At 71.7% G+C, this 23746-nt stretch carries 22 protein-coding genes; 8 read left to right on the top strand and 14 right to left on the bottom strand.

What is annotated here, in order from left to right; all coding sequences use genetic code 11:
• Window positions 1-2: 2 nt before the first annotated feature.
• From GIS00_RS09380 to GIS00_RS09415, 8 genes are all read right to left on the bottom strand, one after another.
• Window positions 3-2069, bottom strand: a complete 2067-nt coding sequence (locus GIS00_RS09380; RefSeq protein WP_196073202.1) for a hydantoinase/oxoprolinase family protein — start codon at window positions 2067-2069, stop codon at window positions 3-5.
• A gap of 324 nt (window positions 2070-2393) precedes the next feature.
• Complete coding sequence (locus GIS00_RS09385; RefSeq protein WP_154768170.1) at window positions 2394-3068, bottom strand: GntR family transcriptional regulator; 675 nt, start codon at window positions 3066-3068, stop codon at window positions 2394-2396.
• A gap of 14 nt (window positions 3069-3082) precedes the next feature.
• Window positions 3083-4099: an ornithine cyclodeaminase family protein gene (locus GIS00_RS09390; protein ID WP_154768171.1), complete on the bottom strand. Its 1017-nt coding sequence runs from the start codon at window positions 4097-4099 to the stop codon at window positions 3083-3085.
• Complete coding sequence (locus GIS00_RS09395; RefSeq protein WP_322097774.1) at window positions 4096-5154, bottom strand: proline racemase family protein; 1059 nt, start codon at window positions 5152-5154, stop codon at window positions 4096-4098. Before GIS00_RS09395 ends, GIS00_RS09390 begins: the two co-directional genes overlap by 4 nt.
• 141 nt (window positions 5155-5295) lie before the next feature.
• Window positions 5296-5844, bottom strand: coding sequence for a PH domain-containing protein (locus GIS00_RS09400; RefSeq protein WP_154768172.1), 549 nt, complete (start codon window positions 5842-5844; stop codon window positions 5296-5298).
• Window positions 5845-5887: 43 nt separating this feature from the next.
• Window positions 5888-6634, bottom strand: coding sequence for a YggS family pyridoxal phosphate-dependent enzyme (locus tag GIS00_RS09405; protein ID WP_322097775.1), 747 nt, complete (start codon window positions 6632-6634; stop codon window positions 5888-5890).
• A complete protein-coding gene (locus tag GIS00_RS09410; protein WP_154768173.1) occupies window positions 6631-7470 on the bottom strand; it encodes a biotin--[acetyl-CoA-carboxylase] ligase in 840 nt (279 codons plus the stop codon). The genes GIS00_RS09405 and GIS00_RS09410 overlap by 4 nt, the downstream gene beginning before the upstream one ends.
• 4 nt (window positions 7471-7474) lie before the next feature.
• Window positions 7475-7885 (bottom strand): VOC family protein, encoded by a 411-nt coding sequence (locus GIS00_RS09415; protein WP_154768174.1) that lies wholly within the window; start codon window positions 7883-7885, stop codon window positions 7475-7477.
• 107 nt (window positions 7886-7992) lie between these two features.
• Here GIS00_RS09415 and GIS00_RS09420 point away from each other — a divergent pair, with 107 nt between their 5' ends.
• The 5 genes from GIS00_RS09420 to GIS00_RS09440 all read left to right on the top strand — a co-directional run bounded on the left by GIS00_RS09420 (window position 7993) and on the right by GIS00_RS09440 (window position 13384).
• Window positions 7993-8991 (top strand): helix-turn-helix transcriptional regulator, encoded by a 999-nt coding sequence (locus tag GIS00_RS09420; RefSeq protein WP_322097776.1) that lies wholly within the window; start codon window positions 7993-7995, stop codon window positions 8989-8991.
• An 83-nt stretch (window positions 8992-9074) separates the two neighbouring features.
• Window positions 9075-10688 (top strand): acyl-CoA carboxylase subunit beta, encoded by a 1614-nt coding sequence (locus GIS00_RS09425; protein WP_322097777.1) that lies wholly within the window; start codon window positions 9075-9077, stop codon window positions 10686-10688.
• A gap of 20 nt (window positions 10689-10708) precedes the next feature.
• The gene (locus tag GIS00_RS09430) at window positions 10709-10900 is read left to right on the top strand and encodes an acyl-CoA carboxylase subunit epsilon (RefSeq protein ID WP_154768175.1); all 192 of its coding nucleotides are present in this window, start codon (window positions 10709-10711) and stop codon (window positions 10898-10900) included.
• A 23-nt stretch (window positions 10901-10923) separates the two neighbouring features.
• Window positions 10924-11547 (top strand): nucleoside triphosphate pyrophosphatase, encoded by a 624-nt coding sequence (locus tag GIS00_RS09435; protein WP_154768350.1) that lies wholly within the window; start codon window positions 10924-10926, stop codon window positions 11545-11547.
• Window positions 11548-11617: 70 nt separating this feature from the next.
• The gene (locus GIS00_RS09440) at window positions 11618-13384 is read left to right on the top strand and encodes an acetyl/propionyl/methylcrotonyl-CoA carboxylase subunit alpha (protein ID WP_322097779.1); all 1767 of its coding nucleotides are present in this window, start codon (window positions 11618-11620) and stop codon (window positions 13382-13384) included.
• Window positions 13385-13444: 60 nt separating this feature from the next.
• Here GIS00_RS09440 and GIS00_RS09445 read toward each other — a convergent pair whose 3' ends face one another.
• On the bottom strand, window positions 13445-16027 hold the full coding sequence (locus tag GIS00_RS09445; RefSeq protein WP_196073203.1) for an HNH endonuclease signature motif containing protein: 2583 nt from the start codon (window positions 16025-16027) through the stop codon (window positions 13445-13447).
• A gap of 1145 nt (window positions 16028-17172) precedes the next feature.
• On the opposite strand from GIS00_RS09445, the gene GIS00_RS09450 reads away from it, so the two are divergent.
• From GIS00_RS09450 to GIS00_RS09460, 3 genes are all read left to right on the top strand, one after another.
• A complete protein-coding gene (locus GIS00_RS09450; protein ID WP_154768178.1) occupies window positions 17173-17586 on the top strand; it encodes an ArsR/SmtB family transcription factor in 414 nt (137 codons plus the stop codon).
• Window positions 17583-18068 carry an SRPBCC family protein gene (locus GIS00_RS09455; RefSeq protein WP_154768179.1) on the top strand — a complete coding sequence of 162 codons (486 nt, stop codon included), beginning with the start codon at window positions 17583-17585 and terminating at the stop codon, window positions 18066-18068. Before GIS00_RS09450 ends, GIS00_RS09455 begins: the two co-directional genes overlap by 4 nt.
• Before the next feature lie 187 nt (window positions 18069-18255).
• Complete coding sequence (locus GIS00_RS09460; protein ID WP_322097780.1) at window positions 18256-18759, top strand: DUF1707 SHOCT-like domain-containing protein; 504 nt, start codon at window positions 18256-18258, stop codon at window positions 18757-18759.
• 132 nt (window positions 18760-18891) lie between these two features.
• Here GIS00_RS09460 and GIS00_RS09465 read toward each other — a convergent pair whose 3' ends face one another.
• The 5 genes from GIS00_RS09465 to GIS00_RS09485 all read right to left on the bottom strand — a co-directional run bounded on the left by GIS00_RS09465 (window position 18892) and on the right by GIS00_RS09485 (window position 23693).
• Window positions 18892-19530 (bottom strand): hypothetical protein, encoded by a 639-nt coding sequence (locus tag GIS00_RS09465; RefSeq protein ID WP_196073204.1) that lies wholly within the window; start codon window positions 19528-19530, stop codon window positions 18892-18894.
• 444 nt (window positions 19531-19974) lie between these two features.
• Window positions 19975-20469 (bottom strand): hypothetical protein, encoded by a 495-nt coding sequence (locus GIS00_RS09470; protein WP_154768181.1) that lies wholly within the window; start codon window positions 20467-20469, stop codon window positions 19975-19977.
• On the bottom strand, window positions 20466-21950 hold the full coding sequence (locus GIS00_RS09475) for a DUF58 domain-containing protein (protein WP_154768182.1): 1485 nt from the start codon (window positions 21948-21950) through the stop codon (window positions 20466-20468). The genes GIS00_RS09470 and GIS00_RS09475 overlap by 4 nt, the downstream gene beginning before the upstream one ends.
• 49 nt (window positions 21951-21999) lie before the next feature.
• Complete coding sequence (locus GIS00_RS09480) at window positions 22000-23055, bottom strand: AAA family ATPase (protein WP_154768183.1); 1056 nt, start codon at window positions 23053-23055, stop codon at window positions 22000-22002.
• Window positions 23052-23693: a hypothetical protein gene (locus tag GIS00_RS09485; RefSeq protein ID WP_154768184.1), complete on the bottom strand. Its 642-nt coding sequence runs from the start codon at window positions 23691-23693 to the stop codon at window positions 23052-23054. The genes GIS00_RS09480 and GIS00_RS09485 overlap by 4 nt, the downstream gene beginning before the upstream one ends.
• Window positions 23694-23746: the final 53 nt, after the last annotated feature.

A 23746-nucleotide genomic window follows, 5' to 3' on the forward strand; every position in this document is an offset into this window, starting at 1 on the left:
GGTCAGGCCTCCGTCCGGGTCAGGACCAGGTTGCCGAACTCGTCCAGGGCCGCGGTCCAGGTCGGCGGGACGATGACGGTGGTGGTCCACTCGTCGACGACACACGGGCCGGCGAGCCGGTCCGTCGCGGACATCTCGGTGCGCTCGTACACCGGCACCTCCTCGACCCAGCCGGTGGCCGGGAACCAGATCGGGCGGGTGGACACCGGTGTCGCGGCGCCGTCGGCGAACTTCCCGACGGTCTTCGGGCTGGTGACCGGGGCGACGGCGCGGCAGCGTGCGGTGACGATCTGCACCGGCGCGCCGGCCTCGCCGTGGCCGTAGCGCTGCTTGTGCCGGCCGGCGAAGGCGATCGGCAGCCCGGCGACGAGGTCATCGCCGGATCCGGTCAGCCAGGCCGGGTCGACCGGGGTGGTGATGGTGTGGTCCTGGCCCAGGAAGCGGACGTCGGCCGAGTAGGCGACCTGCAGCGCGTCGCGCTCGAAACCGTAGGCGGCCAGAGCGTCCTGGGCCTCCTCGGCGAGCTTGGCGAAGCTCTCCCGGATGACCGGCAGCGATTCGGTGGCCACGTCCACCACCGAGGTCAGGGTGGCGTCCTCGCGGTAGTCGGCGGTGAGCATGCCCCAGGCGGAGAAGCCCGCCGCGGCCTGCGGCACCAGCACGGTGGTGACACCCAGTTCCTCGGCCACACCGGCGGCGAACAGTCCGCCACCGCCGCCGAAGGAGAGCATCGCGAACTCGCGCGGGTCCAGCCCGCGCTCGGTGGTGATGACCCGGATGGCGTTGGCCATGTTGGTCTGCGCGATGGTCAGGATGCCACCGGCCAGGTGGACCAGGTCGCGGTCCTCGCCGAGGTGCTTGGCGATCGCGGTCTCCGCCTTGGCGCGGTCCAGCTTCATCCGGCCGCCGAGGAAGCGGTCCGGATCGAGCAGGCCGAGCACGACCTGCGCGTCGGTGACGGTCGGCAGCTCGCCGCCGTTGCCGAACGCGGCCGGCCCGGGCGAGGCACCGGCCGACTCCGGGCCGACCCGCAGGCTGCCCGAGATGGCGTCGATGACGGCGATGGAGCCGCCGCCGGCACCGACCGAGACGATGTCGATGACCGAGCCCATGACCGGGCGGCCGGCGATGTCGGTGTTGGACCGCTCGACGATCTCGCCGTCCTGGATGAGCGCGACGTCGTAGGTGGTGCCGCCGACGTCGGCGCAGACGATGTTGCGGTAGCCGGTGCGGTCGGACAGCGCGTGCGCGCCGATGACGCCGCCGGACGGGCCCGAGCCCAGGGTCTCCACCGGGCGGCCGCCGGCCGCGGCGATGGTCATGACGCCGCCGTTGGAGCGCATGAACGCGATGCCGTGCTCGTAGCCCTTCTCGCGGACCCGGGTGTCGATGGTCTTCGCGTAGGCGCCGAAGAGCGGCTGGGTGTAGGCGTTGATGACCGAGGTCGAGGTGCGCTCGTACTCGCGCCACTCGCGGACCAGCTCGCTGGAGACGGTGACCGACAGCTGCGGGTACTCGGCCCGGACCAGCTCGGCGATCGCGGCCTCGTGCGCGGTGTTGGCGTAGGAGTGCAGCAGGCAGATCGCGACGGACTCGATGCCGTGGGCGACGAGGAACTCCATCTCGGAGCGCACCCCGGCCAGATCGAGCTCGGTGAGCACGGTGCCGTCGGCGGCGACCCGCTCGGTGACCTCGCGGCGCAGGTAGCGCGGCACCAGCGGCGGGGCCGGCTGGTAGCGCAGGTCGTAGATGTCCGGGCGACCGGCCCGGCCCAGCTCCAGCACGTCGCGGAACCCGGCGGTGGTGAGCAGGCCGGTCTTCGCACCGCGCTCCTGCACCAGGGTGTTCAGCGCGACGGTGGTGCCGTGGATGAACATCGACAGCTCGGAGGTCTGCACCGGCAGCCGCTCCAGGCCGCGGACGAACTCGTCGACCAGGGCGGTCGCGGTGGCCGGCTGCTTGTCGATGACGACGGAACCGTCGGCCTCGTCGAGCAGGATGTAGTCGATGAACGTGCCACCGACGTCGACGGCCAGCCGGTGGCCCCCGTGGCGAGGCGAACTGCTCACGCCTGTGTCTCCCTTCGCGGTGGACCTGGGTCGCAGGCCATCCGATGTGCGGTCCGTCGGACCGGTTGCCCGGCGGGGCTGAACACCTCCCGAGGGAGGTAGTGGGTAGAGCATTACCCATCACCGATCACGCATCAAGCGGTGACGGGGAGATTTACCGATCGGAAACACTCTGGACCGATCCAGTTGCAGCGAGAATTTTGCCACGGCAAAGGATCTCGGAGCACGGACGGTGACGGACCGCCGCGCTCCGCTCACGGACGGTCAGGCAGCGCGGGTTCGGGGCCGGTCAGCGCAGGTCAGCGGCGGTGGGTGGGCCGCCGCTCAGTCCTGCGGCTGGTCGCCGCTCCACTCCCCCAGCACGTGGTGCAGGTGGGCGGTCATCACGGCGGTGGTGGTGCCGGCGTCACCGCGCTTGAGTGCGCGGAGCAGGTCCAGGTGCTCCTCCGCGGAGCGGAGGATGTCGCCGGCCGCGCCGAACAGCCGGGTGCGGTCGCGGAGCAGCCCGACCACGTCCACCAGCTGGTGGTTTCCGAGCAGGCCGAGCAGGCCCAGGTGGAAGCGTCGGTCGGCGTCCAGGAAGGCCAGGACGTCACCCTCGCGGGCGGAATCCAGGATCTCCTGGGCGATCTCGCTGTACCGGTCGTAGGCGGCGAGCAGCTCGGGCCGCCCGGCCAGCCGGGACATGGCGGGCACCTCGAGCATCATCCGGACCTCGAGCACGTCCTCGCGCTCCTGCCGGCTGAGGTTCACCACCACGAAGCCGCGGTTGCGCACCGCCTCCACCAGGCCCTGGTTCTGCAGCTCCAGCATGGCCTCGCGGACCGGGCTGTTGGACACCCCGAGCTCGTTGGCCAGCACCGTCACCGAGTAGATCGTCCCGGGGCGCAGCTCCCCGGTGACCAGTCGCTGCCGCAGCACGCTCAGCGCCTGGTCGCGCAGGCTCGTCCGGCCGAGTCGCACCAGCGACACCCCGTCGAGCGCCTCCGCTCCGGTCATCGTTCCTCCAGCCGTCACCCTGCGGCCGCGTCCGCGGCGCGCCCCTGCAACCAGCGGCGATGCACTGCATCCCCCACCACGAGATCCTGCCAGGACATGCCCGTGCCCTTGAAGACGACGGGCCGGTCGCGGCTCAGCTGTGCGCGCCCGGTGACCACGTCGGCCATGGTGACCAGCCGGGCCGGGTCGAGGCAACCCTCCTCCACGGCCTGGATCACGTCGCCCGCCTCCCGCAGCGCCGTCGCCGGGTCCTCGACCACCACGTGGGCGCGGGCGAACAACGCGCCGTCCAGCTCCCGCTTGCGCGGCTCGTGCGATCCCATCGCCGCGGCGACGACGTCGTCCCGCAGCAGCGCGGAGTCGAAGACCGGCGAGGTCGCCGTGGTCGCACAGATGACCAGGTCGGCGGCCGCCAACGCCCGGTCGCCCTCCGGCGTGCCGAGGCGCGGCGCGGTGACCGCGGTGCCGGCGTCCAGGCCCTCGTCGAGCCGTGTCCCGCCGTCGTGGTCCCGCCGGCCGAGGAAGGCCACCGAGGCGATCGGGCGGACGCCGGCCAGCGTGTCGGCCAGGCAGACCGCGTGCCCGCGGCCCTGCAGACCGCGGCCGACGATGGCCACCTGCAGCGGCGAGTCCTGCTGCGCCAGCAGGGGTTCCAGCGCGGCGACGGTGACCGCCGGGGTGCGCAGCGCGGTCAGCGCCGGCCCGTCCATGGTGGCCAGCGGGACGAACGTGTCGGCGTCGAGCAGCACGTAGACGCCCTGGATCAGGTCCAGTCCGCGGCCCGCGTTGCCGGGCGCGACCAGCGCCAGCTTGACCCCGGCACGGTCGCCGAACTCGGTCGGCATCAGCAGCAGCTGGCCGGACCGGAACTCGACCAGGCCGCGGTCCGGGTCGTCCGTGGGCTGCAGCCCGTCGCGCAGGGCGGTCTGCAGCATGGCGACCGCCTCCCGCGGGGCGACGGTCGCGAAGACCTCGTCGGCGGTGATGTGCGGCAGGCCGGCCTGCACGGGCAGGGCGAGGTGGCTGCTCATCGGAGCACGAAACCCGGTGCGATGGCGTCGGTCCGGTCCAGCACGAACTCGTGCACCCCGGTCCGGTGGGCGTGGCCGGTGACCGCGACCACCACCTCCGGCCCGAACGGGCCGTCGATCGTGTCCCGCACGGAGACGTCGAACTGCGAGTCCACGATCGACCGGTGCCGCAGCGTGCGACCCGGGGTCAGCACGCCGTCCTGCACCAGCACCGCGGCCCGGGCACAGGACCCGGACCCGCACGGCGAGCGGTCGACCTCGCCATCGGCGAACACGGTGACGTTGCGCTGCACCGGGTTCCCGTCCGGATCGGTGCCCAGGTCCTCGTGCAGGATGGTGCCGTAGACACCGCTGAGCCGGTCGTCGGTGGGATGCACCGCCTCCGGCAGCTCGTTCGCGGCCCACTTGATCTCGCGGCCCACCTCGATGAGCGCGGTGACGTCGTCCGGCGACACGCGCAGACCGAGGTCGCCGGCCCGCACCGACGCGTAGAGCGCTCCGCCGAACGTCAGCGTGACATCGACCATCCCGCGCGAGGTCTCGACCTTCAGGTCGCGGGCGACGACGCGGCTGGGCACGTTGACGAAGTCGACACCGGTGGTCAGCCCGCCGCTGCGGTGCACGGTGGCGCGGACCCGCCCCGAGGGCACGTCGATCAGGACGTCGACGGAGCCGTCCTCCGGCGCCGCGACCCGGCCGGTGTCGACCGCCCACACCCCGAGGGCGATGGTGCCGTGACCGCACGCGGTGGAGAAGCCGTCCTTGTGCCAGAACAGCACGCCGAAGTGCGCCGGCTCCTCACCGGGGCCGACCTCGTTCGCCGGCACGACGAATCCGCCGTACATGTCGGCGTGGCCGCGCGGTTCGTAGCAGAGGAACTGCCGCAGGAACTCGACGTCGGGGTCGGCCAGCGCCCGTTCGCGCCGGTCGGGCACGTCGGTGCCGGGCAGCGGGACGGGTGGGTGTTCGACGATCCGGAAGGGTTCTCCGGCCGTGTGGTAGTCGACGGTGCGGACGGAAGACCAGTCCGGCGACCGCGGATCCGTGGTCGGCACATACTCTCCTCGAGCTCAGGTACTACGTAGCGTATTACGTACCACTACCTGAGGGGAAGAGCCATCGTTGAGACATGCGCGCGCCGTTGCGCCAGGCGCAGCCGTGGTGGTTCCGGGGCGCTGGGTCAGGGCGCCGGGGTTTCAGCCCTGGGCCGGCGTCGGCCCGGTCGGGTACCCACCCTGCTGCGGACCGCCGCGGTGGGCCTGCTTGTCGTCCATGATCAGCTGGTTGAGCACGGACTGCACCTTGGGCAGGGACGCCACGTTCTCGAACTCCAGCGGCTGGTCCGCGGCCGACTCGACGATCAAGGTGCCGAATCCGAGCAGCCGACCCCAGAACGACACCGAGGTCTCCATGTTCTGGATGTGGCCGAGCGGGATCTGGTGCTCGCGGCGGTGCAGGATGCCGGACCGGAAGAACACGTGGTAGTTCGTGATCACGAAGTGCTCGGTGCGCCACCGCAGGAAGGGCACCACCACCAGCCAGATCAGCAGCAGCAGGCCGAGCACGCCGATCACGATCCAGGCGATGGTGTGGTACTCCCAGTTGCGGAGCACCGCGGCCAGGGTGAAGCCGCCACCGACGATCACGATGAAGAAGATGATCGGCAGGACCAGCATCTTCCAGTGCGGGCGCTTGCTCAGGACAACGCTCTCGCCACGGGAGAGCAGGTTGTCGGGATAGGCCATCGGGTGCCCCTGTCACGATCCGTCGGTTGGTCCGAACGGAACGCTACCGGGGCGGACCCTCGCGAACCACACTTTCCGGGCTGTTCGCGCGGGCGCCGAAGACCGAGGACCCCAGCCGGACGACGGTGGCGCCGCAGGCGATGGCCGACTCGTAGTCCCCGCTCATGCCCATCGACAGCTCGACCGCGTGCTCGGCGCCGGGCATCCCCTGCTGCTGTGCCCGGTCCCGCCAGTCGACGAGGGTCCGGTAACCGGCCTGCACGGCGGCGGCGTCGGCCGAGTTGAGCCCGATCGTCATGTAGCCGCGCACCACCAGCTTCGGGTACGTGGTGAGCGCCTGCAGCAGGTCCGGGATCTGCTCCGGCGCGATACCGGACTTGCTCGCCTCCCCGGACACGTTGACCTGCAGCAGCACGTCGAGGGTGCGGTCGCCGTCGAGCCGGGAGTGCAGCGCTGCGGCCAGGTCGGCCGAGTCCAGGGTCTGCAGGCAGCTGATGTGCGGCAGCAGCTGGTTGATCTTGTTGCGCTGCAGGTGCCCGATGAAGTGCAACTCGTGCGGGACGGCGGCCAGCTCGTCCGCCTTCTCGGTGACCTCCTGCACCCGGTTCTCCCCGATCAGCCGGTAGCCCGCCGCCAGCACGGGCAGGATCCGCTGGGCCGGAACGGTTTTCGTCGCGATCAGCAGTCGGACGTCGGCGGCAGCGCGGCCGGACGCCTCCGCGGCGACGCGGATCCGACGATCGATCCCGGCGAGGGCCGGCAGCGGGTCCGGGGGCTGGGGACTGCTCACCCCGGCAGGGTATCGGCCGGGCGCAGGTGCACCACGTCACCGGCGCGGTAGGTGGTGTGGGCGCCGTCGGGGGTCCGGAGAACGATCCCGCCGTCCGGGTCGACGTCCTCCGCCTGGCCGGTCACCGAGCTGCCACCGGGCAGCTGCACCCGCACGTCGGTCCCGAGAGTGCTGCACACGGCGCGGTAGTCGCCACGGACGCCGGCGGCGTCGACGTCCCCGCCGGCCGCCTCCCACCGGTCGAACCGGGCGACGAAGGAGCCGAGGATCGCGGCGAGCAGCGCCGCCCGGTCGACCGGGCCGGCACCGGCCAGCCGCAGCGAGGTCGCGTCGTCCCGCGGCAGTTCGTCGGTGCGCAGCGAGATGTTGATGCCGGATCCGACCACCACCCCGGCCGGCCCCATCTCGGCCAGGATGCCGGCCAGCTTGCGCGGCCCGACCAGGACGTCGTTGGGCCACTTGAGCGTCACCGGCCGGAGATCGGGCAGCAGCGGGCGGACCGCGTCCAGGATCGCCAGCCCGAGTACGGCGCCGATCCAGCCGATCCGCTCGGCCGGGATTCGGCCCCGGTCGGCGCGCACGGAGAACATCAGCCCGGCCCCGGGCGGACAGCTCCAGGTGCGGCCGGACCGGCCGCGGCCGGCCACCTGCTCCTCGGTGGTGAGCACGGTGAACGGTGTGTGTGCGGCGGCCGCGCTGCCGGTGGGCGCGGCGAGGTCGGCGTTCGTCGACCCGGTCCGCAGCGCGTGGGTGAGTGCGACCCTCCGGTCGATCCCGGCCTGTGCCAGCAACTCGCGGGTCCGTTCGACCTCGAGCGGTTGCCGTTCGTCCTGCACCTGGTCAGCGTAGGCCCCATTTCGCGACCGCCTGCTCGGTCACCGGGGTGAACAGGTTGACCAGGCTGCCGTCCGGATCGCGGATCAGCAGGGACCGGTTGCCCCAGGGCATGTCGGTCGGCGGCTGCACCACCGGCGCACCGGTCGCGGCCAGCCGGGCGAACTCGGCGTCCACGTCGTCGACGAGGAACTCGACGATGACGCTGTGGTTGTCGGCGGCCTGCGCCGACCCCTCGCCGAACAGGGCCACGGTGCTGGTGCTGCCCATCGCGAGAACGAAGGTGGGTGTGCTGATCTCGGCGAAGTCCGGGGTGGCCCAGGTCGCCGGCAGCTCGGTGACGGTCTCGTAGAAGCCGGCCAGCCGCGGCAGGTCGTCGGTGATGATGCGGATCGAACTGATCCTGGTGATGGCCATGATGACTCCTCCGGTGTCCTGGTTCCCGGCCGCTCCGGCCGGGCTCGTCACCGACGCTACGAGCGATACAGGACACTTCCCGCCCGGTATCGGCGCAGAATGTTCCGGTGCCCCGGCCGACCGCCCGCGTCCTGGCCCTGCTGGAGATCCTGCAGGGCGGCCGGACGCACACCGTCGCCGAGCTGGCGGAACGGCTGGGGGTCGACGACCGGACGGTGCGCCGGTACGTCACGCACCTGCTCGACCTGGAGGTGCCGGTGGTCACGGTGCGCGGCCGGTACGGCGGATACCACCTGGCGCCCGGATTCCGGATACCGCCGCTGATGCTGACCGACGACGAGGCACTGGCCGTGCTGCTCGGGCTCCGGGCCGGCCGTCGCTCCGGCACCTTCCCGGCGACGGTCGGCGAGGTGGCTACGGCGACCGAGGCGAAGATCCGCCGGGTGCTGCCGGCCCGGACCGCAGCCCGGCTGGACGCGCTGCTGCTGGTCGCGCACGACACCGCCGCTGCGGCGGCGCCGGAGGTGGGCACCGAGGTGCTGCTGCGTCTGGCCGGGGCGACGCACGACCGGCGGCCGGTGCGGATCCGGCACACCCGCCGGGACGGCAGCGCGACCGACCGCACCTTGCACCCGCACGGCCTGGTGGCACATCGCGGCCACTGGTACGTCACCGGCGTCGACCCGGACCTCGACGAGCAACGCACCTTCCGGGTCGACCGGATCGACCGGGTGTCGTTGCAGGACGGGACGTTCGACCCCCCGGACGACGCCGACCCGGTGGCGGCGGTGCTCGAAGCGCTGGCCGCCACCCCGTGGCGGTACGACGTCCGGGTGCTGGCCCGGCTGCCGGCCGCCGATCTGCTCGCGCGGCTGCCCGCCGGCCTGGCGACCGTCCGGGAGCTGCCGTCCCGGCCGGGCTGGTCGCGGATCCGGCTGCGGGCCGAGCAGCTGGACTGGCTGCCGGGCCTGCTGCTGGGTCTGGGTGCCGAGGTGGTGGTGGAGCGCCCGGCGGAGCTGCGCGCCGAGGTCCGCGCCGCCGGCGAGCGACTGCTCGCGGCGGCCGGTGGGTCCGATGTCACACGCTTCCCGGTGGACGAGGGGTGAACCCATTCAGTTAACCTCGGCTCACTGACGATGCGGTCGTGGGCGTACGAGCACGGCCGGACCGGAACTGAGAGGTGGACACCGTGGTCGACGAGGTTCCGGCTGCCGGTACTCCGGCGGCTCCGCACACGACGGCGGGGAAGCTGGAAGATCTGCTGCGGCGCGAGTCCGAGCACCTGCACGCGGGTTCCGAGGCCGCCGTCGAGCGGCAGCACGCGAAGGGCAAGTTCACCGCCCGCGAGCGGATCGACATGCTGCTCGATCCCGGCTCGTTCGTCGAGTTCGACGCCTATGCGCGGCACCGGTCGACCACCTTCGGGATGGAGCGCAACCGGCCGTACGGCGATGGCGTGGTCACCGGGTACGGCACCGTCGACGGCCGCGAGATCTGCGTGTTCTCGCAGGATGTCACCGTGTTCGGCGGGGCGCTGGGCGAGGTCTACGGCGAGAAGATCGTCAAGGTGATGGATCTGGCGATCCGCTCCGGGCGGCCGCTGGTCGGGATCAACGAGGGCGGCGGCGCCCGCATCCAGGAGGGCGTGGTCTCGCTCGGCCTGTACGCGGAGATCTTCAAGCGCAACGTGCACGCGTCCGGCGTCATCCCGCAGATCTCGCTCATCATGGGTGCGGCGGCCGGTGGGCACGTCTACTCCCCCGCGCTCACCGACTTCGTGGTGATGGTCGACAAGACCAGCCAGATGTTCATCACCGGACCGGATGTCGTGAAGACGGTGACCGGCGAGGACGTGACGCTGGAGGAGCTGGGTGGTGCGCGGACGCACAACACCCGGTCCGGCAACGCGCACTACCTGGGCGGCGACGAGCAGGACGCGATCGACTACGTGCGGGAGCTGCTGTCCTTCCTGCCGTCGAACAACCTGTCGCTGCCGCCGGTGGACCCGGACGTCGACCCGGCCGGCGTCGACCTGGAGGCGACCGACGAGGATCTCGCGCTGGACGTGCTGATCCCGGACTCGGCGAACCAGCCGTACGACATGCACGAGGTGATCCGCACCGTCCTGGACGACGGCCACTTCCTCGAGGTGCAGCAGCTGTTCGCGCCGAACATCGTGGTCGGCTTCGGTCGGGTGGCGGGCCGCAGCGTGGGGGTGGTCGCGAACCAGCCGCAGCACCTGGCCGGGACGCTGGACATCGACGCCTCGGAGAAGGCGGCGCGGTTCGTCCGCACCTGCGACGCGTTCAACATCCCGGTGCTGACCCTGGTGGACGTACCGGGCTTCCTGCCGGGGACCGACCAGGAGTGGAACGGCATCATCCGGCGCGGGGCGAAGCTGATCTATGCCTACGCCGAGGCGACCGTCCCGCTGGTCACCGTGATCACCCGCAAGGCCTACGGCGGGGCGTACGACGTGATGGGCTCCAAGCACCTGGGTGCCGACGTGAACCTGGCCTGGCCGACCGCGCAGATCGCCGTGGTCGGGTCGCAGGGTGCGGTGAACATCCTCTACCGCCGGGATCTCGCCGCGGCCGGCGACGGTGCCGCGGAGCTGCGGGCGAAGCTGCAGACCGAGTACGAGGACACGCTGGTCAACCCGTACGTGGCCGCCGAGCGCGGGTACGTGGACGCGGTGATCCGGCCCAGCGAGACCCGCGCCCAGGTGACGCGCGCGTTGCGGATGCTGGCCGACAAGCGGGCCGATCTGCCGTCGAAGAAGCACGGGAACATTCCCCTGTGAGCGAGCGAACCGATGTTGCTGTGAGCGAGCGAACCGATGTTGCTGCGGACGAGGACGCGGCGGTGGTGCTGGCCGTGGTGAACGCGGTACTGGCCGGTGCCGGCGAGCCGGAACCCGTTGCCCCACGGTCGGTGTGGTCGGATCCGTCGTTCCGCCGTGGGCGCCCGGCGCCGGGCCCGCTGACCTGGTGGGCGTCCGGGAGCCGTCGGTGACCGTGCCCCCGCGGAACGTCCCGCTGACCACCGTGCTGGCGTCGGCCTCGCCGGCCCGGCTGGCGGTGCTGCGCGCGGCCGGGATCGATCCGGTCGTCCGGGTGTCCGGGGTCGACGAGAAAGCCATCGAGGCCGCGCATGCCGGGGGCGATCCGGCCGACACGGTGGCGGCGCTGGCCCGGGCGAAGGCGGAGGCGGTGCTGCCGCAGCTGGCGGACGACGTCCGGGAGGCGGTGGTCATCGGCTGCGACTCCATGCTGCTGATGAACGGCACCCTGCGCGGCAAGCCGGCGAACGAGGCCGATGCGCGGCTGCAGTGGGCCGAGATGGCCGGTGGGACCGGCGATCTGCTCACCGGCCATGCCGTGGTGCGGGTGTCCGGGGGCGAGCGGGTGGCCACCGCGGTCGGCACCGAGCGCACGGTGATCCGGTTCGGCCGGCCGGAGCCGCACGAGATCGACGCGTACCTGGCGACCGGCGAGCCGCTGCACGTGGCCGGATCGCTGACGATCGACGGGTACGGCGGTTGGTTCGTCGACGGCGTCGACGGCGACCCGAGTTCGGTCATCGGCATCTCGCTCCCCCTGACCCGTTCCCTGCTCGCCGGCATCGGTGTCGGCGTGACGGACCTCTGGCGGGCCTTGTGACCGCCACCTGCTCCACCCCTGCTGTCACCAGTGTTGTCACCAGCGCACCCATCTCCGGAAGGACCATCCCGTGCACACAGTGCTGATCGCGAACCGCGGGGAGATCGCCGTCCGCGTCGCCCGGGCCTGCACCGACGCCGGCCTGCGCTCGGTCGCCGTCTACGCCGACCCGGACGCGGACGCCCCGCACGTGAGCCTCGCCGACGAGGCCTACGCGCTGGGTGGCTCGACCTCCGCCGAGACCTACCTGGACATCCCGAAGCTGCTCGACGTGGCCGCCCGCAGCGGCGCCGATGCGGTGCACCCCGGCTACGGGTTCCTCTCGGAGAACGCCGATTTCGCACAGGCGGTGCTGGATGCGGGGCTGACCTGGATCGGTCCGTCGCCGCAGGCGATCCGGGACCTGGGCGACAAGGTCACCGCGCGACACATCGCGCAGCGGGCCGGCGCGCCGCTCACCCCCGGTACGCCGGACCCGGTGTCGGGTGCGGACGAGGTGGTCGCGTTCGCCGACGAGTTCGGCCTGCCGGTGGCCATCAAGGCGGCCTTCGGTGGTGGCGGGCGCGGCCTCAAGGTGGCGCGCACCCGTGAGGAGATCCCCGAGCTGTACGAGTCGGCCGTCCGCGAGGCGGTCTCGGCCTTCGGTCGCGGGGAGTGCTTCGTGGAGCGCTATCTCGACAAGCCCCGGCACGTCGAGGCCCAGGTGCTCGCCGACACGCACGGCACCGTCATCGTCGTCGGCACCCGCGACTGCTCGCTGCAGCGCCGGTACCAGAAGCTCGTGGAGGAGGCGCCCGCGCCGTTCCTCACCGACGAGCAGCGCGCGCAGATCCACGCTGCGGCAAAGGCGATCTGCCGGGAGGCCGGCTACTACGGGGCCGGCACGGTGGAGTTCATCATCGGACAGGACGGACTCATCTCCTTCCTCGAGGTCAACACCCGGCTGCAGGTGGAACACCCGGTCTCCGAGGAGACCAGCGGCCTGGACCTGGTGCGCGAGCAGTTCCGCATTGCCGAGGGCGAGAAGCTGCGCTGGACCGAGGATCCGGCCCCGCGCGGGCACTCGATCGAATTCCGGATCAACGGCGAGGACCCGGGTCGCGGCTTCCTCCCGGCGCCCGGCACGGTCACCGCGTTCGTGGCCCCGTCCGGCCCTGGTGTGCGGCTGGACTCCGGCGTGGTCACCGGATCGGTGGTGTCCGGCAACTTCGACTCCCTGCTGGCCAAGCTGATCGTCACCGGCGCCGACCGGGACGAGGCGCTCGCCCGGTCGCGCCGGGCGCTGGCCGAGATGAAGGTCGAGGGCATGGCGACCGCACTGTCCTTCCACCGCGTGGTCGTCGACGACCCGGCGTTCACCGCGCCGGACGGTGACTTCACCGTGCACACGCGTTGGATCGAGACCGAGTTCGACAACACGATCGCCCCGTTCACCGGTGCTGCCGATGTGGCCGACGGGGGCGAGGTCACCAAGACCGTCGTGGTCGCGGAGGTCAACGGCCGCCGCGTGACGGTGAGCCTGCCGTCGGACCTGTTCGCCGGCGGGCCGGCCCGCAAGGCCGCACCGGCGAAGGCCAAGCGCAGCAACCGGTCCCGCGGTGGGGCCGCGGCCGGTGGCGACTCGGTCGTCGCTCCGATGCAGGGCACGGTCGTCAAGGTGGCAGTCTCCGTCGGTGATGTCGTGGCGGCCGGTGATCTGGTCGCGGTGGTCGAGGCGATGAAGATGGAGAACCCGATCACGGCGCACCAGGCGGGCACCGTGGCGTCGGTGGCCGTCAGCCCCGGCGATGCGGTCACCTCCGGCGCGGTCATCGCAGAGATCACCGCCGGCGAATGATCGGACCGGTGTGACTCCGCGCTGGGTGATGTAGAACGGCGTGACTCAGAACGGCCTGCCTCAGAACGGCGGCGGTACATCGTCGGTCCTCCACTCGGCGGGATGGGTGACTGCCGGCGGTGGCCGGAGGTAGTTGTTGCCCAAGGGGCCGGTGAAGGTGGCCGACCGATCGGGATGCTCGGTGTAGTTCCAACCGCCGTGCGTCTTCATCCGATGGTGATGTCGGCACAGCGGTCTCAGGTTGTGCACGCAGGTCTGGCCGCCGGAATCGGGATCGGACGGGTCGTACGGGATGCAGTGGTCGGCGTCGCAGCGCTCGGACGGCCGGCGGCAGGACGGCCAGCTGCAGGTCTGGGTGAGCAGCTGCATCTTGCGCCGGGTATGGGCACGCGGGAGGTACGTGCGGTCCGAGACCCCCACCGGGGCACCGGTCTCGGGGTCGATGACCAACATCGTCACCGTGGTCGCGGCGCTCATCATGGCCTCGGCCAGCTCGCCGGTGACCGCGCCGTAGCCGCTCAGGTGACCGGCGAAGGTGCACTCGCTGTACCCGTGCCGGGCATGGTCGGTCAGTTGGCGATAGACCTCCAGCGACACCATGATCACCCCGTGGAACGCGTGCTCGGCACGCACCGCCCTGGCCGGCATTGTGGTTTCGGTGGGTTCGGTGGTCCAGGGATCCAGAGGTGGGCGGGTAGCGAACCGGCGCCGGCGGTGATGAGCTTTCTCCGCGGTCGCGTCGTCCGGTGCCGGATCGTCCGGTGCCGAGTCGTCAGGAGCCGGACCTTCTGATGTCGGGTCGTCCGCTGTCGAGTCGTCCGTGGCCGAGCCTGCTGTCGAGTCGTCCGGCGCAGAGCCACCCCATCCCGAGTCGTCCGGTCCCGAATCGACCGCTGTCGAGTCGTCGGTGGCCGGGCCTCCAGATGTCGAGTCGTCCCGCGCAGAGCCACCCCACGCCGGGTCATCCACTGTCGGGTCCTCGGTGACCGGTCCGTCCGATGTCGAGTCATCCGGTTCCGTGTCGGACGCGACTGGGTCGTCGATGGCCGGACCGCCCGAAACCGCGTCACCCTCGGCGGCACGGTCCGCGTCAGCGGAGTGGCCATCGGCATCATCGGAGCACCGCGTGGCGCCGTCCTCGGAGCGGCGCCCAGCCGGCCCAGCGGGGTCGGCATCAGCCGCAGCCGCAGACCCCTCTGAATCCTCTCCCACGGGGTGACCACCGGAATCGCCGTCGGGACCTTCCGGTTCCTCCTCGGACGGCACCTGCTCGTCGGTCGCTCCCGCCTCGCGGACGTCCCGGAGTTCGGGGAAGTCGTAGAGGTCGGCCAGGGTCACTGTCCGTCCGGCGGCGAGGCGGGCGAACAGATCGGTGAGTGCGTCGGCGCGGCGGGCGTTGATCCCGCGCTCGTCCATGCCCCGCGTGGCATCGGCCAGCATGGCCAACACCTTCATGATCATCTGCGAGTCCTCCGCCGCCACATCGGCCGTCAGCCGGGCCATCCCGCGCGGGAGGCTGCGCTCGGACACACCACGTCTGGCGTATGCGGCGTGTTCGGCGTCCGATGCCTCCGCCGGATCCATGGCGATCACCAGACGATCGGCCAAGGCAGCGAGATTCGACGTGCACCGCCCCGGAGCGGCGACGAGCATCCTCGCCTCGAAGGTGGCCCAGAGATGCTCTGGCAGCTGACATGCCTTGTCGCAGATCAACAACGCTCGCGCCTGATCCAACTCTCCCGCCGCCAGGGCGTGCAACGTGGCGGTCAGCGGACCGGTGAGCATGCGGGCCTGGTGCACGCGATGGCGGGCGGTACGCGGCGACATCGTCAGCACACCACCGATCTCCCCCGCCGCCTGCGATGCAGCGGCCTCCTCCGCCTTCGCCCAGGCGACGGCAGCCGCGATCTGCGCGTCAAGATCCGGATCGGCGGCACCGATCGAGCGGTCACGCGGGCCACCGACGTCGGGAGTCCCGCCGGGCGTCGTCACATCCTCACTGCCGGAGGCGAGTTCCTCACCCGCGTCGATGACCCCGGTGTCGGACGTCGACTCCACGGATGACGTGGCACCGTCCGCAGGGTCGTAGCCGGCACCGTCGGAGGCCATCAGTTCCTCGGTGTCGGATGAGACCTCCCGACCAGCGTGGAAGGTTGTGGCATCGGGACCCGGTTCCATCGGCAGTGCGGCACTGTCAGCGGAGTGGTCGCCGGACGGACTGTCCGGCGCGCTCTCGGAGTCGGATGCGACTCCCTCAGGCACAACGATGGTCTCGGAGTCGGGAGCCACCGTCGACGACGCGGGCTTGCCCGCCAGGTGGTCGCCGCCTGCGACGTCAGGAACGTCCTCGCTCTCGGGCTCGACTTCCTCACCTGGAACGGTCGTCTCGGCGCCGCTAGCCGTCGCCGCCGTTGGCACGGGTTCGCCATCAGCAGTGGCAGGCGACTCAGCTCCTCCTGTCGCCCGGCCGCGGGGAGAACTGCCGGGGTCAGCCGAGTACTTGGCGAGACCTTCGACCGGCCCGGCGACCCCGGGAACCGCCAATGCCGCCATCAGTTCCAGCGTCTGCGCCTGCAGCAGCGCGATCAGCGCCCGACCGGCGTCGATCCGGATGACGAGATCCCGCCCGGACAACTCCGTCACGGACGATCCGTCGAGCAGGTCGGCCGTACCGAAGGGTCGATCTGCGAAAGGAGACGGTTCCGACGACTCAGCCGGCTCCAGGGGAGCACCGCCGCCGGCATGTGCATCGATCGACAACGACATCACCCCACTCGTTGATTGGTCTGAACGCCTGATCGGCCTCTGCCGGAAACCCTGCCCCGCCGGACACCCCTCCGGCCTGTCATCACAGTAGCAGCGCTCCGGCGGTTCTTAGGACGGATGTACGACAAACCTGTGAACCACCCGATCGGATCAATGCTTCGTGGCGAAACGGCCCGAACTGCAGGCTGTCTCGCCGGCGTCCCGGGATTCCCCGCCTCGATCGGGTGGCCTCAGCCATCACCGTCCAGCTTCGCTTCATCGACCGTTCGGGTGACACTCCCACCAGAGCAACACATCTCGTCGATCGACTGTCGGACCGCCGGTGCACAGTGAACTCCATCAGGACCACGACCGAGCAATCCCGAGGCCCGTGTCTCCGCAACAGACCGAGAACGACTACAGAACAGGTGATCTCATGCAGACAGGCCCCTTGTCCCGGCAGCCACGCCTCGGAACGTGGACGCTGATCTCGATGCCGCACTTCTCGTCGACCGCGGACCCCTTCACCGCCAGGGCATGCCCGCCGAACGGCGTGGTGACCTTCGAGCGAGACCGTGGCCGCGCCCGTCAGAGACCGATTCCCACAACGACCCTCACTCGCTCTCAAGAGTTTCCTGCTGCCGCACAGAGCGTTCGGCGACGGCTGCAGACCAATGCGCCTGCGACGGCCGTTCTGCAACTGACGGTGAGCCGTCCACCGCCGGCGTTCGACAGACACTTCCTGCGAACCCTTCCCGCCGGATGAACCCGCGGGGCGATCGACACCTCTCGCGCGCTCGGCGGACATCGAACGATGCCAATGCCGACCCGGGACGGCCCGGTGCGACAGGAACGGGCCTGCTGTCGACCTGACCCTGATTCCCGACGGGACGCGGACCCGAAGTTCCGAAGGTCCGCGACCGCGACCGCGACCGCGACCGCGACCGCGACCGCGACCGCGATCATCGCCCTTGACACCGTCCCGCCATGGGTGGAACATAACATTATCGTTCTGGAACGAGATCGTTATGGATGGAGGAACGATGACGGAGGACCAGCTCGATGCGGTTTTCGGCGCCCTCGCCGACCGCACCAGGAGGGCCATCCTGGCGCGTCTCACCGAGGGCGACGCCACCGTCGCCGAGCTGGCTGCACCGTTCGCGATGTCGCAACCTGCGGTGTCGCGGCACCTGAAGGTCCTGGAGGGCGCCGGCCTGATCAGCCGCACTCGACAAGCAACCGCGCGCCTGAGCCATCTCGAAGGCGGCCCTCTGCAGGAGGTCACCGGTTGGCTCGGCACCTATCGCGAGTACTGGCCGGAGGCACACGAGCGCCTGGACGCCCTGCTCGCCGCACTCAACGAGCCGTCCCCCGCAGACATCGGGAGACCTCGCGTTCGCACAGGCCGAGGACGCCCCGGCCGAACCGCAACCCCGATCCAGGAGGAATCGACATGAGCACCACCACCGGTACGACCATCACGGCACAGCCCGGCACCCAGCAGATCGTGATGACGAGGGAGTTCGACGCACCCCGAGAGCTGGTACGCCGCGCCTACTCCGAGCCGGACCTGCTGACCCGCTGGCTCGGGCCGGACGACCTGGTGATGAAGGTCGAGGAGTTCGACCTCCGTCACGGCGGCAGCTGGCGGTACTCGCACACGGCACCGGACGGGACTGCCTACATCTTCCGCGGCACTTTCCACGGCGACCCCACACCGGACGGCTTCACCCAGACGTTCGAGTACCTCGGCTGGCCCGGGCATGTCGCTCTCGAGCGGGTGGACTTCGTCGACATCGGCGACGGCAGGACGCGCGTCGAGACCCTCTCGGTCTACCAGTCCGTCGAGGACCGGGACGGCATGATCGCCTCCGGTATGGAGGACGGGGTGGTCGCCGGCTATCGCAAGCTCGACGCCCTGCTGGCCGACCTGGCTTGAACGCGGCGGACTCACCAAGCCGCTCTCTGCCCCGATCCGGCAGCGGTCCGGTCCGGAACGGCGGCGGTCCGGTCCGGAACGGCGGCGGGCCCGGTCCGGCAGCGGTCTGGACCCGCATACGGCGACACGCGAAGCCGTCATTGCCCCGCGGACCAACGGTCGGTGACGGTTTCGCTACCGTGGCGGGGTGAGCGCACCCGACGCCGGCAGCCCGGCCGATCCCGATCCGACCGAGCTGCGCGTCGGCGACGCCGACCGCAACGCTGCGGTCGACGCCCTGAGCCAACATCTGTCCGCCGGGCGGCTGGACCTGGACGAGTTCGGAACGCGCAGCGCACAGATCAACACGGCTCGGACCGCACGGGAGATCACCGCGGTGTTCGCCGACCTACCGGCGCCGCACCCGACGCTCTCCACCGCTGTCGCTCCGCCGGCACCCGTGCAGCGTTCCGGCGGAATCGCGGTGCCACCGCCGCGATCGCCTGCCGTCGGGGACGATCGGAGCACTCCGCAGAAGATCGTGGCCGGGGTGTCCGCCGTCTCCGGCGTGGTCGCCGTCATCCTGTTCTTCGCGCTCCAAGGCGTATGGGCGCAGGCGTGGTTGGTGTTCCTGATGATCCCGGCGGTCGGCCTGATCTCCAACGCGATCTGGGGCGACGACAAGGACAAGGACCGGCGCGAACGGGACTGAAACGGCACGCAGCCGCGGACTGCCGTGGACCGTCCCGGACGACGTTGCAGTCCCGGACGACGTTGCCGTCCAGGACGACGTTGCAGTCCTGGATGACGTTGCAGTCCTGGATGACGTTGCAGTCCCAGGCAACTAGCAGATCGCCGAGATCTGCAACTCCTGCACCACTCTCGCCGCCAAGCTCTCCGCGACGGCGACCACCAGTTGTTCGTGCGGGGCAGTCCAGGACTCCCACCGACCGGCAACAGCCGCGTCGATCATCGACTCCTGCCGCTCCGGCGCGACGCCGGCCACGGCAAGGAACCATCCGAGCACCGTCGCGCAGTGCAGGTACCAGGCCCCGCCTGCATCGGTACGTTCGACGATCGCAGTGATGAGATGGGCGATCGCCAGCGCCCAGAGGTCGACCAACTCGTCGTGGGTCAGGTCGACCGGCGTCGGAAGGTACTGGGCGAACCGGCGGGCGAGATCCTCGAGCCAGGTCCGCCACTCGCACACGGCCGCGGCAACGGTCGCGAGAGTCGCCTCGGCAGAAGTGATCGAATGCCGTGGGCAACACCATGCGGTGACCGGCCCGCCGTCGAGGTCACTCTCGCCGAGCGCCCACCGCCAACCTGTCACCCATGGCCCGTAACGACCGACCAGCGCGGCCGTCATGGCGATCGCCCAGGGCTCACCGATCTCGTCCGACCAGTCCTTGTCCTTGATGACCGACGGTGGATCGATCGGGACCCGCTGCGCCGCAGGAAGGGAGCGAACGACGTCCAGCACACTCAATGGGTCGAACGGATGTCGGGCGGGGTCCACCTCCGACCAGGACAGCCGCGCAGGTGGCACCGGGCGACCCGGCCTGGTGGGACCGGCGATCCGGGCGCACCTGCGTGACTCCACCACTGCCCCCTCCACCCACACACCCTCCGCCCGTGCCTTCGTCGAGCACGCGCCCACCGTCTGGCGGCCTGTCGTCGGTCTGGATGCCGTGCCCGATCGAGCTGTCTTCCATCACGCTGTCCCCCATCACGCTGTCCCCATCGCGCTTGTCCCCCGTCGGTCGCTGCACCAGGCGGCCGGAACCCCTCCGCCGCCGGGCGGGCTGCCCCCTGCAGCCACCCGCGCCCGAGCATCCGGCGCCTTCACCGGAGATCGGTGGCAGTCCGATGTGGATCATGCGGGACCAGGGGCCCCCGCATCATGCCGAACCAGATGCCCCCATCCTCAGCCCACGTAGGCGACGATCCCGGTCGCGATGGCGAGCAGCATGATGACCACCGTCAGCAGCACGGCGGCGGCGTAGCGAACGGCGCTCGGCAACAGCGCCACGGCACGGAGCTCCGCCCGCACCGGCACCACAGCGGCGAGTGCGGCGAGCACGTGCACCAGCGGCACCAGCACCACCAACCAGATCAGCTGCCCGTCCAGCACCGCGCTCCCGAAGAACAACCGCAGCCCACCCGCGGCCAGCAGCACCAGCAGCGGCGCGATCGAGTCGGGAGCCGCGGCCGCGGCGATCACCAGGCCGGCCATGGCGAGCCCCTGCAGCCAGGCGATCCCGGTGACCGGGGTGTCCACCCACGACACGGCCATCAGGCCCGCAGCGGCCAGCAGGACGAACCCGCGCAACCATGCACCGCCCTGCGGCAGCACCACCGCGCGTGGCGTATCAACATCGGCGGGCGGGAAAGAACCGGGCATGCCGGCGGCCGCGCTCATCGCCGGGACCTGGCCCGCCGCAACAACTGCAGCTCCGCGGCGACGGCCGCCGGCCCCGCCTGCCACTGCACCAGCGGCAGCCCGCGGTCCCGGAGCCGGTGCAGCCGTACCTCGCGCTCGGCCAGCAGCAGATCCAGTTCTGCCGCCTGCTCGGCAGCGCCCCGGGCGTCGGCCAGCGCCATGGCCCGCAGATCGGCCACCGGCAGGGTGTCGACGACCAGCACCTGGTGCCCACGGCCCTGCAGATCGGCGGCCGCGCTGACCACCGCGTCGTCGGTCAGCGGGCTCAGCACCACCACGACCGCCGCCGACGGCAGCCCCCACGTCTCCACCCGGGTCAGCGGTCGCCACGGCTGCAGGTCCACCGCCGCCAACTCGTGCCGCAGCCGGTCGAGGTGCCGGGAGCCGGCACCCAGCCGCACGCCGCGCTTCCCCGACGCCAGGTCGAGCACCCCGACCCGGTCGCCCACCCGGCACTGCGCCTCGGCGATCGCCGCCGCGGCGTGCACCGTCACGTCCAGGCTGGTCCGCGGCGCCGGCTCCACCGACTTCGGATCGGCGGACGGCACCCGGACCATACCGACCCAGAAGTCGCGCCACCGGTCGAAGCGCCCGCCCCACCGCCGCGAGACCCGTTGCTGCCACACCCGTGCCGGGCCCTGCTGCGGCCGGACCTCCACCCGGGTGTCGACGCAGATCACGAAGTCGGCGTCGGCGTCGCTCTGCGTCCGGCGGACATAGAGCTTCTGGTGCCGGGCGAACGCCCGCCAGTGGATGCTGCGCAGCCGGTCGCCCGGGGCGTACTCGCGCAGGTCGATCAGCTCACCACCCTGACCCGGGCGGCGACTCGCGTGTTCACCCGCCCATCCGGTCGAGATCGGCGCCAGGGCCAGCGAATCCAGCTCGGCGATCCGCGGCGGCACGGTGATCTTCAGCTCCGGGGCACGCACCGCCGGGGTCACCGTCAACCCGTCCGGCCCGGCGACGGTCACGTCCGGGCGCACCACGGTCAGCGGCCCCCAGTCCGGCAGCACGGTCGACCGGACCACCGTGCGGTCACCGCCCGGAAGGGTCTCCGCCCAGGGCCGGCCCGGCCCACCCGGGTAGGGCACCGCGACCGTGGTGAACTGCGCACCCGCCGTTCCCCGGACGGTCACAGCGATGTCGGCGGCGGTGCCACCGGGTGGGGTGCCGATCAGCCGGGCGCGGCCGGACGGCGCCACCGACCGGTCCGGGACCCCGGCCGACAGCGCCAGCACCAGCCCGAACACCAACGGGGCGCCGATCGCGGCCAGGTCGGCCCGGCCGAGCGAGACCGCCAGCCCGATCAGCAGCGCGGCCGCCACGGCTGCCCGCAGCAGGGCGCGGGTCGGGCGGCGCACCGGCGCCCCGCCGTCGGAGGCCCCGGCAACCGTAGCGGCACCGGCCGGATCGGCCGGCAGCGAGCGGGCCCCGGCCCGGAGCGACGTCGAGCTCCTCACCGGAGCTCCCCGCGCCGGACCAGGCACCAGCGCGCCCGAGTGCGTCCGGTCATCGCCGCGGTGCGCCCCGGCGGCTCGGCGGCGCGGCCACCGTCGCGAGCAGCTGGGAGATCACGTCCTCGGACGAGACCGTCTGGTAGGCCTGCAGGGTCAGCACGAGCCGGTGTGCCAGGGCGGCCACCGCCACGTCCTTCACGTCCTCCGGGATGACGAACCCTCGCCCGTCCAGCGCCGCCCAGGCCCGGGCAAGCAGCAGCAGCGCCTGCGTGCCGCGCGGCGAGACCCCCGCCTCGACCGACGGGTGGCGGCGGCTGGCCACCGCGAGATTGACGCAGTAGCCGATGATGTCGGGATCGACCCCGACCTGCTCGACACCCGCCTGCAACCGCCGGAGCCCGGCCGCGTCGGTGACCGGCGCGACCACCGGATCCGGCGCCGCCCGGTGGATCCGGCGCCGCAGCATCTCGGCCTCGGCCTGCGGCGGCGGGTACCCGAGCCGGGTGCGCACCAGGAACCGGTCGAGCTGCGCCTCGGGCAGCGCGTAGGTGCCCTCGTACTCGATCTGGTTGGCCGTGGCGATCACGTGGAACGGTTGCGGCAACGGGTGTGTCGTGCCCTCGACGCTGACCTGTCCCTCCTGCATCGCCTCCAGCAGCGCCGACTGCGTCTTCGGCGGGGTCCGGTTGATCTCGTCGGCCAGCAGCAGGCCGGTGAACACCGGGCCGGGCTGGAAGTCGAACGCCGCCTTGCCCGGGTGGTACAGGTACGACCCGGTCACGTCCGAGGGCAGCAGGTCCGGGGTGAACTGCAGGCGCCGGAAGTCCAGCCCCAGCGCGCCGGCGAGACTCCTTGCCAGCAGCGTCTTCCCGAGGCCAGGATTGTCCTCGATCAGCACGTGCCCGCCGGCCAGGATCGCCGCCAGGGTCAGCCGCAGCGGCACCCCGTGCCCGACCACCGCCGTGCCCACCGCCTCGGCGATCCGGGCCGCCGACTGCGCGATCTCCGGGGTCAGCGGGGGTCCCGACGGCTTGCCGAGGGTCACCTCCGCAGCGGCCTCCGCCGTCGAAGCAGTGGGAGCGACTGTCGCTTCGGATGTCTCGGTCATGACGCTCCTCTCGCGGTGCCGGCCGGGGCACGGCGTCCGCTGGTGACGGGGTCGGGGTGGAAAGCAGGAACCGCGTCAGGCCGTCCGGCACCGCGAGCCAGCGCCAGGACGGCATCGACGAGTGCCCGCCGGTCCTCGGCGGAGGGCCGGGGCACCCGCGGATCCGGCGGGACGGCGCCGGTCGGATCGCCCGGATCGGACAGCTGCCGGTAGGCGGTCCCACCGAGCAGTGCCTCCGCCCGTTCCGACGGGAAGTCGATGCCCCGGGCGGACAGCAGATCGGCCACCAGCGCCCGCAACCGCACCCGCGCCCGTTCCTGCTCCTCGGTCGGCCCCTGGTGCAGCAGGTCGCCCAGCCCGGCGAACTCCCACCGCCGGACCGAGGTGCGGCGCTGCGGTTCCGGGGGGCCGGGCGGCCGGCGCGGCGGCGCGATCCGCCGCACCAGCAGCGAGCAGATGACGGCGACCACGGCGGTCATTGCGGCGAAGCCCACCGACCGCCCGATCGGCGCCTCCGCCGCGAACAGCACGAAGAAGCCGACCAGCGCCGCCGCGGCACCGATGACCAGGTGGTCGGTCCAGGTGACCCGGGCCGGCACCGGCGGCGGCGCCACGGAGTACATCGCCCCTGGAGTCACCGGGTACGTCCCTGCCGGATACTGCGACGCGGGGTACGGGGCCGGTACGTACC

The organism is Nakamurella alba, assembly GCF_009707545.1.
Lineage (GTDB): Bacteria > Actinomycetota > Actinomycetes > Mycobacteriales > Nakamurellaceae > Nakamurella > Nakamurella alba.

Excerpts from the sequence above, each read along its gene's own strand:
- GIS00_RS09480 (WP_154768183.1), bottom strand. The coding sequence starts at position 23,055 with ATGACCGAGACATCCGAAGCGACAGTCGCTCCCACTGCTTCGACGGCG.
- GIS00_RS09400 (WP_154768172.1), bottom strand. The coding sequence starts at position 5,844 with ATGGCCTATCCCGACAACCTGCTCTCCCGTGGCGAGAGCGTTGTCCTG.
- GIS00_RS09415 (WP_154768174.1), bottom strand. The coding sequence starts at position 7,885 with ATGGCCATCACCAGGATCAGTTCGATCCGCATCATCACCGACGACCTG.
- GIS00_RS09455 (WP_154768179.1), top strand. The coding sequence starts at position 17,583 with ATGAGCACCACCACCGGTACGACCATCACGGCACAGCCCGGCACCCAG.
- GIS00_RS09385 (WP_154768170.1), bottom strand. The coding sequence starts at position 3,068 with ATGACCGGAGCGGAGGCGCTCGACGGGGTGTCGCTGGTGCGACTCGGC.
- GIS00_RS09390 (WP_154768171.1), bottom strand. The coding sequence starts at position 4,099 with ATGAGCAGCCACCTCGCCCTGCCCGTGCAGGCCGGCCTGCCGCACATC.
- GIS00_RS09470 (WP_154768181.1), bottom strand. The coding sequence starts at position 20,469 with ATGAGCGCGGCCGCCGGCATGCCCGGTTCTTTCCCGCCCGCCGATGTT.
- GIS00_RS09450 (WP_154768178.1), top strand. The coding sequence starts at position 17,173 with ATGACGGAGGACCAGCTCGATGCGGTTTTCGGCGCCCTCGCCGACCGC.